Annotated in this window: 13 protein-coding genes; 3 read left to right on the top strand and 10 right to left on the bottom strand. The window is 40.4% G+C overall.

All coding sequences use genetic code 11. The annotated features are described in order from the left end of the window. Positions 1-8: 8 nt before the first annotated feature. The 9 genes from bamA to rpsB form a co-directional block, all read right to left on the bottom strand. The gene (gene bamA / locus GQR47_RS10140; RefSeq protein ID WP_024596248.1) at positions 9-2,480 is read right to left on the bottom strand and encodes an outer membrane protein assembly factor BamA; all 2,472 of its coding nucleotides are present in this window, start codon (positions 2,478-2,480) and stop codon (positions 9-11) included. Positions 2,481-2,580: 100 nt separating this feature from the next. Then, entirely contained in the window at positions 2,581-3,933 is a 1,353-nt protein-coding gene (gene rseP / locus GQR47_RS10135; protein ID WP_002958314.1) for a sigma E protease regulator RseP, read from the bottom strand. 1 nt (position 3,934) lies between these two features. Next, positions 3,935-5,140: a 1-deoxy-D-xylulose-5-phosphate reductoisomerase gene (ispC, locus tag GQR47_RS10130; protein ID WP_154903577.1), complete on the bottom strand. Its 1,206-nt coding sequence runs from the start codon at positions 5,138-5,140 to the stop codon at positions 3,935-3,937. Then, complete coding sequence (locus GQR47_RS10125) at positions 5,137-6,003, bottom strand: phosphatidate cytidylyltransferase (RefSeq protein WP_024596496.1); 867 nt, start codon at positions 6,001-6,003, stop codon at positions 5,137-5,139. Before GQR47_RS10125 ends, ispC begins: the two co-directional genes overlap by 4 nt. Before the next feature lie 19 nt (positions 6,004-6,022). After that, positions 6,023-6,802: an isoprenyl transferase gene (locus tag GQR47_RS10120; protein WP_024596497.1), complete on the bottom strand. Its 780-nt coding sequence runs from the start codon at positions 6,800-6,802 to the stop codon at positions 6,023-6,025. A 244-nt stretch (positions 6,803-7,046) separates the two neighbouring features. Beyond that, on the bottom strand, positions 7,047-7,604 hold the full coding sequence (gene frr / locus GQR47_RS10115; protein ID WP_002958318.1) for a ribosome recycling factor: 558 nt from the start codon (positions 7,602-7,604) through the stop codon (positions 7,047-7,049). A 13-nt stretch (positions 7,605-7,617) separates the two neighbouring features. Next, complete coding sequence (gene pyrH, locus GQR47_RS10110) at positions 7,618-8,367, bottom strand: UMP kinase (RefSeq protein ID WP_024596498.1); 750 nt, start codon at positions 8,365-8,367, stop codon at positions 7,618-7,620. Between the two features lie 158 nt (positions 8,368-8,525). Next, positions 8,526-9,377 (bottom strand): translation elongation factor Ts, encoded by an 852-nt coding sequence (tsf, locus tag GQR47_RS10105; protein ID WP_002958320.1) that lies wholly within the window; start codon positions 9,375-9,377, stop codon positions 8,526-8,528. Positions 9,378-9,481: 104 nt separating this feature from the next. Further along, a complete protein-coding gene (gene rpsB / locus GQR47_RS10100; RefSeq protein WP_024596499.1) occupies positions 9,482-10,210 on the bottom strand; it encodes a 30S ribosomal protein S2 in 729 nt (242 codons plus the stop codon). Positions 10,211-10,481: 271 nt separating this feature from the next. Between rpsB and map the strand changes: the two genes are divergently transcribed. From map to dapD, 3 genes are read left to right on the top strand one after another with little or no spacing between them, the layout of a single operon-like run. Then, complete coding sequence (gene map / locus GQR47_RS10095; protein ID WP_002958322.1) at positions 10,482-11,267, top strand: type I methionyl aminopeptidase; 786 nt, start codon at positions 10,482-10,484, stop codon at positions 11,265-11,267. A gap of 30 nt (positions 11,268-11,297) precedes the next feature. After that, positions 11,298-13,916, top strand: coding sequence for a [protein-PII] uridylyltransferase (gene glnD / locus GQR47_RS10090; protein WP_002958323.1), 2,619 nt, complete (start codon positions 11,298-11,300; stop codon positions 13,914-13,916). A 9-nt stretch (positions 13,917-13,925) separates the two neighbouring features. Beyond that, entirely contained in the window at positions 13,926-14,753 is an 828-nt protein-coding gene (gene dapD / locus GQR47_RS10085) for a 2,3,4,5-tetrahydropyridine-2,6-dicarboxylate N-succinyltransferase (RefSeq protein ID WP_002958324.1), read from the top strand. Positions 14,754-14,863: 110 nt separating this feature from the next. On the opposite strand, the gene GQR47_RS10080 is transcribed toward dapD, so the two are convergent. Then, positions 14,864-15,862 (bottom strand): DUF2971 domain-containing protein, encoded by a 999-nt coding sequence (locus GQR47_RS10080; RefSeq protein WP_024596500.1) that lies wholly within the window; start codon positions 15,860-15,862, stop codon positions 14,864-14,866. Positions 15,863-15,910 lie beyond the last annotated feature (48 nt).

Raw genomic sequence — 15,910 nt, 5'->3', positions numbered from 1 at the left:
AAACTCCTTTAGAAAGTGTTACTAATGTTAAAGCTGATGGTTTTCGTATCGTCATCTTCTTCTTTTTGCAATGGATACGCAAAACTGATCAGCATTGGACCCATTGGAGAGATCCATTGTAATGAAAGACCGGTTGAAACCCTAAAGCGCATTGGGTCTGAATAGTCATCTAATTTAGCACGTTCATCAACGCCTAAGTTTTGATAGCGGTCTACGTTAAACTCAGTATCCCATACGTTTGCAGCATCAACAAAGAAGCTAGTACGTACAGAGCTGGTATTTTCTTCATCTAAGAATGGCGTAGGAACAATTAGCTCCATACCTGCCACTGCTTTAGCATTACCACCAATACGGCCTTGCGGCACTAGAATATCAAATTCTGATGCGCCACCAATGCTACCGGTTGTAGTACCGTCTGCACCTGGCGTACCTGGAATAGACTGCGGTATACGCGATACAGCACGTGGTAATATTGTATTACGGTCAAAGCCACGAAGTTCCATTTCCGTTATACGGAAGTACTCTTGGAATGGAAGTGTTTGCTCATACCCGTTTGTAGAACCATAACCATTACCATAACCAAGCGCTGCACGCGTTGAGAATACCCAACGGTGGTCATTTGATATAGGCCAGTAAAAACGCGAATCGTAATTCAGTTTAAAGTACTGAAGATCTGAGTTAGGCGTTGTTGCTGTTAAGTTTAGAGTTTGACGCGAACCCGCTGTTGGGAATAAACCACGGTTAACTGTAATACGCGACCAACCAACACTCAGCTCATACTTAGTAAAGTCAAAGCCTGCATCTGGGTTGTCTGGATCTAAGAATGTTTCACGAAGTACACGCGTTTGCTCGTACTCTGCAATATCCGAAAGCTCTTCTTTAATCCAACGGGCGCCAAAGTTAACACGATTTACAGCATCAATTGGAAAACCAATATTTGTGCCTAAACCATAACTTTTTGATTTGTACTCAACAAGGCTAAATTTACTTGCATCGTAGTTTCTGTAAAAAATGCTACTGCCTTGCGATACACCATCTGGCGTAAAGTATGGGTCTGTGTACGATAAGCTTAAGCTTTCAGAACCTGTAGACGTGTTAAGGTTTAAACCAATTTGGTTACCTGTGCCTAAAAAGTTAGATTCTGTTACACCAATATTAAACTGCAGACCTAAGTAAGAACCATAAGCAAGACCAGCATTAAAGCTACCCGCTGATTGCTCTTTTACAGTAAAGTCTACATCTACTTGGTCATCCACACCTGGTACAGGCACTACGTTAAAATCAACAGTTTCCATATAAGGCAAACGTTGAATTTGTAGTTTTGAACGCTCAAGGTTTTGATTAGATAACCAGGCGCCTTCAAGTTGTGTCATTTCACGGCGAAGTACTTCATCAGCTGTATTTTGGTTACCACCAACAATAATACGACGAACGTATACACGCTTACCTGGATTAACCGATAGTGTTAGTTGTACTTCTTGCTTTTCGTCGTCAATTTCTGGAATTGTACGCACTTCAGCATTAGCGTAACCAAAACGTGCTAAGTAGCTTTTAATAAATTCTTCTGACGAAGTAACGACTGAGCCATTGTAAAGCTCACCCGCTCTAAGTGGGATAACACTTTTAATTAAGTCTTCACGGCCAAGCAAGTCACCAATAAAGTCAAAGCCTTTAACGGTATATTTTACGCCTTCGGTTAAGTTAGCTGTAACGTAAACTGATTCACGTTCAGGGCTCACTGATACTTGCGTTGAATCGATATTAAAACGTAGGTAACCACGGTCTAAATAATAACTACGAATTTTTTCTAAATCGCCTTCAATGGTTTGCTTTTGGTAGCGATCGCTACCCATAAACTGCCACCAAGGTAAATCTTGCTGCGATTCAGCAAGTTTAAGAAGCTCTTCATTAGAAAAAAGTTCATTACCCACTAAGTTAATTTGTCGGATAGAAGCTGCATCACCTTCATCAAACTCTAATTTAAGTTTAACGCGGTTACGAGGCAACTTAGTAATACTGATATCTACTTTAGCGTTGTATTTACCAATACTGTGGAAAAACTCAACTAAGCCCTTTTCGATACTATCGATAACGGTTTTATCAAGTGGTTCACCTTGGCGAATATCTTGCTGATCAAGAGACTCATTAAGCTGCTCGTCTTTAATGTCTTTATTGCCTTCAAACTCAATGAAGCTGATGGTAGGACGTTCCGTTACTTTAAAAATAACGTTGTTGCCATCACGAAGGGCTTTTATGTTATCAAAGTGCCCAGAACGATAAAGTGACTTTATTGTTTTTGAAATCGTATAGTCATCAACATTATCGCCTACGTTAATAGGAATATGTGTTAGCGCTGCACCAAGTGCTACACGCTGTAAACCTTCAACTTTCAGGTCTTCAACAATAAAGGAGTTTTGGCCTAGGGCTGCAAAACTTGCACCCAATAAACTTGTTACTGCCAAATGTTTTTTTATAGCCATTTTATTATCTTTATCCTTTACAACTGTATTACCGCATAACACCCTACTAAAGTGGTGCTTTACAATCGTGTTCTAATTAGTAATTTGCCACGCTGTAAAACTACAAACGCGATACATCATTGAACAAAGCGAAACATGTTAGAAAAATGAGCAACAAGGCGCCCACTTTAAAACCAAACTCTTGTGTCTTTTCAGAGACCGGCTTTTTACGAAAAAGTTCAATTATGTAATACATTAAGTGTCCACCATCAAGTACTGGTAAGGGTAATAAATTAAATACACCCAAGTTAACGCTTATTAAGGCTAAAAAGCTTAAAAAGGCCACTAACCCATAGCTTACGCTAGTTCCAGCGCCTACTGCAATGCCCACAGGGCCACTTAAATTCTTAACCGAAACCTGGCCTGTAATTAAATTACCAATCATGTCAAAACTGAGTGTAATTAAGCGCCACGTTTCTTTTGTGCCTCGCACGATACTATCGAGCGGGCCGTAATGTCTAGTCTCTACATAACCATCAGGCCATTGCTGTACAACAGGAGCAACACCTAAAAAGCCTTGCTCAATACCGTTATTATCAATGCGCCCTTTAGGGGTTACTGTAATGGCTTTTATAGTATCTTGTCTTTTTACACTAAATTGTAAAGATTTGTTAGCTGATTGCGTAATAAGATTAACTAATTGCTGCCAATTGCTTATTGTTTCACCGTTTACAGCCAAAATTGTGTCATTAACTTGTAAATTAGCGTGTTCTGCAGCTGAGTCTTTAGTTACGGCGGCAATTGTTAAAGTTGCTTGAGGTCTAAACGGTACAATACCTAACGAGCTTAATGGTGGCACGTCTTGCTGATCTAGTTTCCACCCCTCTAAATTAAGCGTTTTAACACGTGGTTGAAGGTTTTTATCGCGCACTATCACTTCAACGCTTTCTTCACCTAAATTAGACATAAGTGCAAACGTGGCATCTTGCCAGGTCGTTATATCATCATCACCAATTTTTATAATATGTTGAGAAGGCATAATGCCCGCTTGCTCTGCTCGGCTACCCTCGGTAATACTACCTACCACAGGCTTTACCGACTGCACACCCACCATATACATTACAGCAAGAGCAAAAATGGCAAACAAAAAGTTGGCCATTGGACCCGCTGCAACTATGGCAATACGTGCTTGTACAGATTTAGCGTTAAACGATAAATGACGTTGGTTTGCCGGCACGTCATCAACACGCTCATCAAGCATTTTTACATAACCGCCTAATGGAATAGCCGCAATCACATATTCGGTATTATATTTATCGTGCCATTTTAATAGTGGCTTACCAAAGCCAATTGAAAAACGCAGCACTTTAACGCCCATTTTTCGTGCAACCCAAAAATGGCCATATTCATGTATGGCCACTAAAATACCAAGCGCTAAAATAAATGAGCCAAGATTCCAAAAAAAATCAAACATATTAATGCGCCACTTTTGTTATAAATTCTGAAGCGCTAATACGCGCTAATTTATCGCACTCTAAAATTTCATCTAAGCTTTGTACATTGGTATACGTTGCAGATTCAAGCGTTTGTGCATTTATTTTGTATATATCAGTAAAACCAATTTTACCGTTTAAGAATGCACTTACTGCTATCTCATTTGCAGCATTAACCGTTGTAGTCGCGCCCTGCCCTGCACTACACGCATCAATCGCTAATTGTAAATTTGGATAGCGAGAAAAGTCAGGCTTGGTGAATGAGAAATCACATATATCAGAGAAGTTTAACGGTTTAACGCCTGCATTAATTCGCTCAGGGTATGCAAGTGCATGGGCAATTGGCGTGCGCATATCAGGGTTACCCATTTGCGCTAAAATAGAACCGTCATGATATTGCACCATTGAGTGAATAATACTTTGTGGATGAATCACTACGTCTATATCACTGGTGTCGCAATTGAATAACCACTTAGCTTCAATAAACTCTAAGCCTTTATTCATCATAGTGGCCGAGTCTACTGATATTTTTTGACCCATCGACCAGTTAGGATGCGCCACGGCTTCACTTACAGTTACATCTTTTAGTGTGTTTATATCGCGCGTTAAAAACGGGCCACCAGAACCGGTAAGCAAAATTTTACTTACGCCATGTTGCTGTAAATTTTGATCGCCTTTGGCACTTTGTAACGAAGAAGGTAGACATTGAAAAATAGCATTATGTTCGCTATCAATTGGCAGCAAGGTCGCTTTATGTTGTTTAACTTTATCAATAAACAACTGACCTGACATAACTAACGATTCTTTATTAGCAAGGAGTACTTTTTTACCTGCTTCTACTGCACTTAATGTTGGCAGTAAACCAGCGGCACCTACAATTGCCGACATCACGACATCAACATCTGGGTGAGCACATAAGTCGCACATTGCTTGCTCGCCGTGCATAACAAGCGTTTGGCATGGTGTATTAGCTAAATAAGCAGATAACTGCTCAGCGGCTTGCTGGGTAGCCATAATCGCATAAAGTGGTTCGTGTTCAATACACAGCTCAGCCATTTTTTTTGCGTTTTGCCCTGCAGCTAAAACAAAAACATCAAATAACTCTTTATTGCGCGATACAACATCTAGTGTACTTAAACCAATTGAACCTGTTGCGCCTAAAATAACCAGCAATTGCTTTTGGCTCATAAACTAAGAGTCCACGCATAGCACATTACAAACATTGGAGCTGCAGCCGTTAAGCTGTCAATGCGATCTAAAATACCGCCGTGCCCAGGTAAACAACGGCCGCTATCTTTTAAACCAGCTTCACGTTTAAACATGCTTTCAAGTAAATCACCTACCGCAGAGAACAATGCAATAAATGCAGTCATTATCGCGTAGATAGGCCAAACACCTAAATCAACATCGGTAAAGTGACAAAATGCTAAAACAAAAATGATAGAAGCGACTACACCGCCTGCTAACCCTTCAATTGTTTTATTAGGGCTCACTTTTGGCATAAGTTTATGCTTACCAAAGCTCTTACCTGAAAAATAAGCACCAACGTCTGCACTCCACACAATACCCAATACGACTAAAATAAGTACAGAGCCAAAATGTGTTGATTCAGCATATTGCGCACTGCGCAGCGTATTTAGTGCAAGCCATAACGGCACAAGTGTTAATAAACCTGCAATGCCGCGCATTACTAGACCTTCATTCCACGCTTTAGCCATCTCTGGATAGCGCCAAATTAAATAACTAGCAACAATCCACCAAGCAAACGAAAGCGTAAATAAGTAATTCGCATCACCTACTAGCTTGCCACTTTCCCATAGTGATTCAATAGGCCAATGTAAATTAAGCAGGCCAAGTAAGGCTGCAATCAATACAACAAAAGCACCACGTTTGAGCTTATCGCATAAACCCATAAACGCAGACCATTCCCATGCGCCTAATAATACTATTGCACCGGCAAAGTAACTAAATAACGTAAGCGGTGTATAAAAAACCAAAGCTAATGCCGATGGTGCAAGCACAAGTGAGGTTAAAATTCGTTGTTTTAACAAAATGTGACCCTTATTCTATTTAGGTTTGAGCGAGTAATTGTTTTATTTGTTCGCCCGTACAACCAAAACGTCGCTCTCTGGCAACGTAACACGCTATAGCCTCAGCAAATGCTGCTTCATTAAAATCAGGCCAAAGTGTTTCGGTAAAGTAAAGTTCTGCATAAGCAACTTGCCATAGTAAAAAATTACTAATACGAACATCGCCACCAGTGCGAATAAGTAAATCAGGTTCTGCCTGATCTGCCATGCTCATATGCTGTGCTAAGCGCTCTTCTGTAATATCTTCTGCGTTGAGTGTGCCTTGCGCAACTTGCAAAGCAAGTTGTTTAGCCGCGTTAGCCATATCCCAACGACCACCGTAATTAGCTGCAACATTTAAGCGCAATCCGGTATTATTTTCAGTCAGCTTATGCGCAGCGTCTACCTTGCTACGTAATCCTTCAGAAAATCGTGATAAGTCTCCAATAATGGTCAGTTTTACATTGTTTTTATGAAGCTTTTTAACTTCCTTTGTTAAAACAAATAAGAAAAGCTCCATTAAAGTGTTTACTTCGTCTTCAGGGCGGCGCCAGTTTTCACTACTAAAAGCAAATAAGGTTAGCGATTGTATCCCTAATTTAGTACAAAACTGAACAGATTGACGAACTGCGTCTACGCCTTTTTTATGCCCGTACACACGAGGTCTATTTCTAGCTTGTGCCCAACGTCCGTTCCCATCCATGATGATAGCAACATGTTTGGGTAAACATTGCTGTGAAATTGTGTCAGCATCTAGAACCATAAATATCGAGTATTCCATAAAAAAACGCCGCCTAGTATACCCTAGACGGCGTTTCAAAACTAATAATTTTAATAGGTCCTGTCGACCTTTCAGGATTGTAATTTATTCAATCTAGGCAGAACCCTTTGGGCAGCGCGTTTTTAGATTTTATGCATTGCTATCGCCTAATAATGAGTAATAACCACACTACGTAGGCTCTGCCTTGCCTTAAAGCCAAACACACTACTGCAAATTTAACCTCAAAAGATAAACAGGGACTTACTTAGATTTCCATTAACTCTGCTTCTTTAGCAGCTAATAGAGTATCCATTTCTTTGATAAACTTATCTGTAAGTTTTTGAATCGCATCATCTGATTGACGCGCTTCATCTTCAGATATTTCTTTATCTTTTAATAAACCTTTTACATCGCCATTAGCATCACGACGAATGTTACGAATAGCAACACGACCGCCTTCAACTTCGCCACGTACAATTTTGATTAGGTCTTTACGACGCTCTTCTGTAAGTGGAGGAAGAGGTACACGAATAACAGTACCTGCCGACATAGGGTTTAAACCTAAGTCAGACGCCATAATTGCTTTTTCAACAGCTTGCGCTAAAGACTTATCAAATACACCAATAGCAAGTGTACGAGAATCTTCAATTGTTACGTTAGCAACTTGGTTTAAAGGCGTTGGTGCACCGTAGTACGACACCATAATGCCATCTAGGATTGCAGGATGTGCACGGCCAGTACGAATTTTAGATAATTGGCTACCTAGTGCAGTTACACTTTTTTGCATGCGCGCTTGCGCGTCTTTTTGAATATCGTTAATCACGGTTTAATCCTAATTATTTGATTATTTCATCTGAGGCTTGTGAAGAAATAAGTGTTCCTTCTTCTTCACCCATAATTACGCGTTTTAGCGCGCCTGATTTATTCATATTAAATACGCTCAATGGCATATTGTGATCGCGGGCTAGAGTAAATGCCGCTAAATCCATAACTTTTAATTCTTTTTCAATGATTTCATTGTAGCTTAAGTGGCTGTAAAGCGTCGCTTCTGGGTTTTTAACAGGATCATCACTGTACACGCCATCCACTTTAGTCGCTTTAATTACTGTATCCGCTTCAATTTCGATACCGCGTAAACACGCTGCAGAATCGGTAGTAAAAAATGGGTTACCGGTGCCTGCTGCAAAAATAACAACGCGGCCAGTTTTCAATAAACTAATTGCTTCAGCCCAGTTATAAGCGTCACATACACCATTTAGCGGAATAGCCGACATTAAGCGACAGTTTACAAATGCACGGTGTAGCGCATCACGCATTGCAAGGCCATTCATAACCGTTGCAAGCATACCCATGTGGTCGCCTACTACGCGGTTCATACCTGCTTCTGCAAGTGAACCACCGCGTAAAAAGTTACCTCCACCAATAACTAAACCCACTTCTACGTCAAGCTCTACTAGCTCTTTAATTTCTTGTGCCATACGGTCTAAAACTTTAGGGTCGATGCCGAAGCCTTCGTCTCCCATTAAAGCTTCACCACTTAATTTGAGAAGAACACGTCTGAAAATAGGTTTGCGATTGATAGTCATAGTATAGGGGCCAACTTTTATTGAATTATGGATAAAAAATAACCGCGCTTATGTTAAACATAAAAGCGCGGTTATTTTAAAGAATTTCTAGCTGTGAAGCAAAACCAAATAGTACTTTAATTGCATCTAATTTCCTTTTGCATCACAAATAGTTAATCTTACTGACCTTTAGCAGCTGCAATTTGAGCAGCAACTTCAGCAGCAAAATCTTCTTCTTTCTTCTCGATACCTTCACCAACTTCTACACGTACAAAGCCAGTAACTGTTGCATTTTTCTCTTTAAGAATATCGCCAACAGATTTTTTAGGTTCCATGATGAAAGCTTGACCAGTAAGAGAAACCTCACCAGTGAATTTTTTCATGCGACCAACAACCATCTTCTCAGCGATTTCAGCAGGCTTGCCTTCATTCATCGCGATTTCGATTTGTACTTGCTTTTCTTTTTCTACAACGTCAGCTGGTACGTCAGAAGGAGTTAAGTACTCTGGACGTGAAGCAGCAACGTGCATTGCAACGTGCTTAAGTGTTTCTTCATCAGCAACACCTGCAACAACAACACCGATACGGTCGCCATGACGGTACTCAACTAGGTTTTCACCAGCGATGTACTGCAGACGACGTACGTTGATGTTTTCGCCAATTTTAGTTACTAGCTCAACACGGTCTTCTTCAAACTTAGCTTGTAAGTCTTCGATAGTAAGAGTGTCAGCAATTGCAGCTTCAGCAACTTTATCAGCAAATGCTAAAAAGCTTACGTCTTTTGCAACGAAGTCTGTTTGACAGTTAACTTCTACTAGTACTGCAACACCAGCGTTTTGCTTGATGATGATAGTACCTTCAGCAGCAATGTTACCTGCTTTTTTAGCAGCTTTAGCAGCGCCACTTTTACGCATGTTTTCAATCGCTAACTCGATGTCGCCATCAGTCTCAGTTAACGCTTTTTTACAATCCATCATGCCAGCGCCTGTGCGCTCGCGTAATTCTTTAACTAGGGCAGTAGTTACAGCCATTAGTAAATCCTCAAATCTGAAATCTGGTTTAGATAAGCGGGTTACCCGCTCTACAAGAATAACAAGTCTTCACCTTAAAAAGATGAAGACTTGATGATAGCTAATTACTCAGCTTCAACGAAATCGTCTTTCTCAGCTTGAGCAACGATGTTATTCTCGCGACCTTCAGTGATAGCAGCTGCAACAGCGCTAGTGTAAAGGCTTACAGCACGGATAGCATCATCGTTACCAGGAACGATGTAATCAACGCCGTCTGGGTTAGAGTTAGTATCAACGATTGCAACAACAGGGATACCTAGGTTGTTTGCTTCACGGATAGCAATGTGCTCGTGGTCAGCATCGATAACGAAAAGCGCGTCTGGAAGACCGCCCATGTTTTTGATACCACCAAGGCTCTTTTCAAGCTTTTCCATTTCGCGGTTAAGCATTAACGTTTCTTTCTTAGTTAATTTCTCGAAAGTACCGTCTTGGCTTTGTACTTCAAGGTCTTTAAGACGCTTGATTGATTGACGTACAGTTTTCCAGTTAGTCAACATACCACCTAACCAACGGTGATTTACGAAGAACTGATCGCTTTCTAAAGCAGCTGCTTTAACTGCGTCGCTTGCTGCGCGCTTAGTACCAACGAAAAGAACTTTACCTTTGTTAGCTGCAGCACTTGATAAAAACTTAAGTGCGTCGTTGAACATTGGTACAGTTTGCTCAAGGTTGATGATATGTACACGGTTACGTGTGCCGAAGATGAAAGGCTTCATCTTAGGGTTCCAGTAACGTGCTTGGTGACCAAAGTGAACACCAGCTTGAAGCATATCGCGCATTGAAACGTTTGCCATTTTATAGATCCTCTATAGTTGTTTAGGGTTAGGCCTCCACATATCCCATAGCACCAACACCGAAGTAATTAAACTTCAAATGCACCCAAGTGTATGTGACGATACGTGTGTGTGTTAAAATAAAATTGTGTTTGCCTTAAATACAAAAAATCATTTAAGAATTTATTTGTAAAAAGACGGCGCGCTTTATACCATATTAAAATTAAATACTCAACGTCGCGTGCAAAATTTGTTCGGCGATAAATGTTAGAAACTCAACTTTGGAGCCTCAATGAGCGCTATTATCAAGACCCCTGAAGAAATAGAGAAAATGCGCGTAGCTGGGCGCTTAGCGGCCGATGTACTTGAAATGATCGGCCCTCATGTAGTGCCGGGTGTTACCACCGATGAGCTAAATACACTTTGTCATGATTATATTGTTAATGTGCAACAAGCAATCCCTGCTCCGTTAAATTATCATGGCTTTCCAAAATCAGTTTGTACGTCAGTTAATCATGTTATTTGTCACGGAATTCCAAATGACAAAGCATTAAAAGAAGGCGACAGCGTAAATATTGACGTAACTGTCATTAAAGATGGCTACCACGGCGATACTTCTAAAATGTTCCACGTTGGTACACCAAACATCCAAGCTAAGCGTCTTGCAGAAGTAACACAAGAAAGCTTATACCTTGCTATTAAAATGGTAAAACCAGGTGTGCGCTTAGGTGATATTGGCTCTGCTATTCAAAAATATGCAGAAAGTTTTAATTACTCTATTGTTCGTGAATATTGCGGCCACGGTATTGGCGCAGGATTTCATGAAGAACCACAAGTAATGCACTACGGTAAAGCGGGTACTGGCGAAACTTTAAAAGCGGGCATGTGCTTAACAATTGAACCAATGGTTAATGCGGGTAAACGCCAATGTAAGCTACTTAAAGATGATTGGACTGTAGTAACTCGCGACCGCAGCTTGTCTGCACAGTGGGAACATACTTTATTAGTGACTGAAAATGGTGTTGAAATTTTAACGCTACGATCAGATGATACTATCGACAGGATCATAGAACACTAATAATAAATAAGAAATTAGGAGCCAGCCCACGTGGCATTACCCAACAAAGTAAAAAAGTTGCTCAGCGATGCAGAGCAACTTAGTGATTATCGCGATTGTTCTAGCTATTTTTATAAATGGTTACATAACGAATTTTCTAAACAACCGGTTGGGAATTTAATTAATGCCCGGGCTGAGTTTATTGACCGCCTACTAATTAAGCTTTTTCATGTTTACGACTTAGCGCGCGAACCTGATTTAGCACTAATAGCAGTAGGCGGATACGGACGTGGCGAGCTACATCCCTACTCCGACATCGATTTTTTATTGCTTGTAACTAAACCACCAAGCGAAGAAATATGCGAAAAAATAGGCCAGTTTGTCACCATGCTATGGGATCTCAACTTAGAGATTGGCCACAGCGTGCGCACGATAGAACAAGCCATTGAGCAAAAACGTGAAGACGTTACTTTTGCCACCAGTTTACTCGAAAGCCGCCTTATTTTTGGTAATCATATTGAGTTTGAAAAACTCAAAACGCATATTCTAGAAACCCCCGTATGGCGCTCCGGTGAGTTTTTTACTGCCAAAGTTCAAGAACAAAACTTACGTCACAAAAAGTGCCATGGCACCGCGTATAATCTTGAGCCAAACATTAAAGAAAACCCCGGTGGCCTGCGCGACTTGCAAACCATTATTTGGGTCGCAAAAAAGCACTTTAGAACCGAAACCCTGCAAGAGTTAATAAGTCACGGCTACTTAACCCATGAAGAGTTTCAAGAGCTTTCAGAGTGCCTAGAGAACCTATGGAATATTCGCTTTGCACTGCATCTAGCCGCAGGTCGGGCTGAAAACCGCTTATTGTTTGATCATCAACCACAAGCCGCCGAAATTTTAGGTTTTGGTAGCGACGGTAAAGCCTCTGTTGAGCGTATGATGAAGCGCTTATTTAGAATAATGAGCCGCGTGCGCGAACTTAACCAAATGCTACTTTCATACTTTGAGCAAAGTATCATGCCCGAAAGTAGTGAAAAAACGGTGATAGTACTCGACAGAAACTTTGAGCAAGTGGGCCATCAAATACGCGTAAAAGATCCATCTGTATTTTTTAGACGTGACCAACTTTTTGTATTGTTTGAGCACATAGCAGACAACCCTGCAATAACGCATATTTACCCAAGCACTATTCGTACAATCCGCCAAGTACGCCGCCGTTTATTGGGGGATTTACAAGATTATGCAGCCTGTCGTGAAGCTTTTTTACGCTTAGTTAAACACCCTAATGGTATGGGCCGCGCATTTACGTTAATGCACAAACACGGCATGCTTGCCGCCTACTTACCGCAGTGGCGTAATATATTTGGACAAATGCAGTTCGATTTGTTTCACGCCTACACCGTAGATGAGCATACTCACAAATTAATCAAAAATATTTACGAATACTTTGATAAAACTGGCATTAGCGAGTTTCCTATTTGTAGTGAAATAGTCACTCGAATGGACAAACCAGAGCTACTTTATTTAGCCGGTATATTTCACGACATTGCTAAGGGACGAGGGGGAGATCACTCAGAACTTGGCGCTGTTGATGCTATAGCCTTTGCTAAACTACATGGTTTTTCATCCTCTGACGCAAAATTAGTAGCATGGCTTGTAAGTAACCATTTACTTATGTCGGTTACCGCGCAGCGTAAAGATATTAACGACCCTGCTGTAATAAAAGACTTTGCAACACGTATTAAAACAGAGCGCCAACTCGACTATTTATATTGTTTAACCGTTGCCGACATCCGTGCAACCAACGACAACTTATGGAACGATTGGAAAAACACCCTACTGCGTGAATTGTACTTGCACACGCAGCGCGCATTACGCTTAGGGCTTGAAAACCCAATGGATCAGCGCGACCAAATTCGCGATAAAAAGCACCAAGCTAAACAACGTCTACTCAACTTAGGTTACCCTGAGAATAAAATTGATTTAATTTGGAGTCGCTTTAAAGCCAACTACTTTACCGCCTTTAGCGAACAGCAAATATCGTGGCAAAGTGAGCATTTATTAACTAGCACCGATTTAAGCCAACCCAGTGTCATTGTATCTAACAAAGCAATGCATGGGGGTACACAAGTATTTGTATACAGCCCCTACTCTGGTGCGCTTTTTGCGAGATTAGTGAGTGTAATTGGCTCTAAAAAAGCACAAATACAGCACGCGCAAGTACTGACCACAAAAGATGGTTACGTCCTGTTTAGCTTTGTAATACTTGAAGTAAGTGGCGACCCTATTGCAAGTGGTCGAGCGCAATCAATTAAACGCGGGCTTGAGCAAGCACTTAGCGATCCGCGTAAAAAAATTCGCTTTAAAAAGAGCCGCTCTCAACGCTTTAAAGATTTTAATATTAAACCTAAAATTGTGTTGCGCCCACATGCACGCAAAGACCGTAGCTTAATAGAAATTCAAGCCGTCGATATACAAGGTTTACTAACCAAAATAGCCGAAGTTTTCCAAGCGCATTTACTACACATTCACGCTGCCCGTATTACAACGGTAGGTGAACGTGCAGAGGATTTCTTTGTTGTATCTAATAACGAATACCAAGCGCTGACTGATGAAGAGCAAGCAAAAATTCATCAGGCATTACGTAAAAAATTCAACGCCGAAACAGAATAGAGGACACACATGTCAGATTTAAAAACGATGATCGAAAACGCATGGGACAACCGCGATAGTATTAGCCCAAGCACAGTATCAAGCGACGTAAAACAAGCCATTATTGATGCACTTGATTTGCTTGATAGCGGCGCAGCACGCGTTGCTGAAAAAATATCAGGTGAATGGGTTGTACACCAGTGGCTTAAAAAAGCCGTTTTACTGTCGTTTCGTATTCGCGACAACCAACCAATGAACGACGGCGTAAACCAGTTTTACGACAAAGTACCACTTAAATTTAGCGACTACACGCCAGAGCAATTTCAGCAAGGTGGTATGCGCGTAGTACCAAACGCAGTAGCACGTAAAGGCAGCTTTGTAGGTAAAAACGTCGTACTTATGCCATCGTACGTAAATATTGGCGCATACGTTGACGACGGCACCATGGTTGATACATGGGCGACTGTAGGCTCATGTGCACAAATTGGTAAGAACGTACATTTATCAGGTGGCGTAGGCATAGGCGGCGTTTTAGAGCCTCTACAAGCTAATCCAACTATCATTGAAGACAACTGCTTTATTGGCGCACGTTCTGAAATTGTTGAAGGCGTAATTGTTGAAGAAGGCGCAGTAATTTCAATGGGCGTTTACATCAGCCAAAGCACTCGTATTTATGACCGCGAAACCGGCGAAATTCACTACGGCCGCGTACCAGCAGGGGCAGTAGTTGTTCCAGGCGCACTACCGTCAAAAGATGGCACCCACAGCCTTTACGCTGCAATCATCGTTAAAAAAGTAGACAAACAAACACGTGAAAAAGTAGGCATCAACGCCCTACTACGCTCAATTGATGAGTAATAGTCGATTGGGTTGAGTGAAACGAAACCCAACGATACGTTGAAGTTAAGTGTTTTAGCTAAACTTTAATTATATATAGAAAGCTCTAAGCCCTTTGGTTTGGAGCTTTTTTAAATTCTTCTAAATGAAGTTTTAGTACTAGACACTTCTACATCAAAATTTAATGAACTCAAAAAAGACTTTAAGCCTTTAACAGCTAACTCATTATTTTCTGATGGTCCTATTATAATTTCATCAATTGAATTTTTAGGAAAAGGTATCGCTCTATATGGGGCTATAATGCCAGACTTTAGGGTTCTGTAGCATAAAGGAAAAAACTCTTTCACTCCATTTTCAAGCTCTATAAAATCAATATTAGAGGAGTCTATAAAATCAAAATAACCCTTTTCAGTATTTTCATTTAATGAGACTAAACCAGGGTAAAAAAGAGTAAAACGATACTCTTCTTCATATTCGAACGCTTGATCTTTTATGCTAGCAATCTTAAAAATCGCTTCATTAAAAATTTCAATTGCAGCAATAGCACATTTTTCATTTAGGTCATTTCCATTTAAATTTGGATCTAACACATAACTTAAAACCTCAGGCAGATAGTGTTCTTCAATTAAAGAATGAAGCATTTCCTCAGTTGGTTGGTAATCAACATCATCATAGCCACTCAAAAGTTTTCTTTGCCTAAAGTACTCATCATCAAATAGCTTTTCTTTATTAAACTTTATGCAATATGAAGTTTGCTCTGACCCGTAAGTTAGCCAGTGGTTTAGGCTATCACGCTTAGTTGTAAATGAAGTGGTATAAATTTCATCAATGGTATTATTATCAATTATATTCCATAGAAAATTTAAAAAATGATTTGCGAGATGCACGTCCTTACTTCGCATTTCTTTTTGGGTAACATCTAAAGGTATATTTTTGTGTTTGGCATAAATTTCTTCGAGTTTGATTTGTGAAAACTCAGACAAACTCCCTCTGAGTGATTTTATTCTATCAATACCTTGCTTTATTTCTCTAAAATCATTTAGATACTCTGCGTTAGTAGCCCATAAACTTTTGCTCTCTAAAATTCCCTTTAAACCATCTGCAGAAGTGTAATGATAAACATATTCCATATTTAAAATCCCAAGTAATGTTAATCTTTAGTTTAACCTTGATAAGTG

This window comes from Pseudoalteromonas sp. Z1A2 (genome assembly GCF_011378755.1).
GTDB lineage: Bacteria > Pseudomonadota > Gammaproteobacteria > Enterobacterales > Alteromonadaceae > Pseudoalteromonas > Pseudoalteromonas distincta.
The sequence above is the reverse complement of the archived record's forward strand: the minus strand, read 5'-3'. Positions and strand labels throughout refer to the sequence as shown.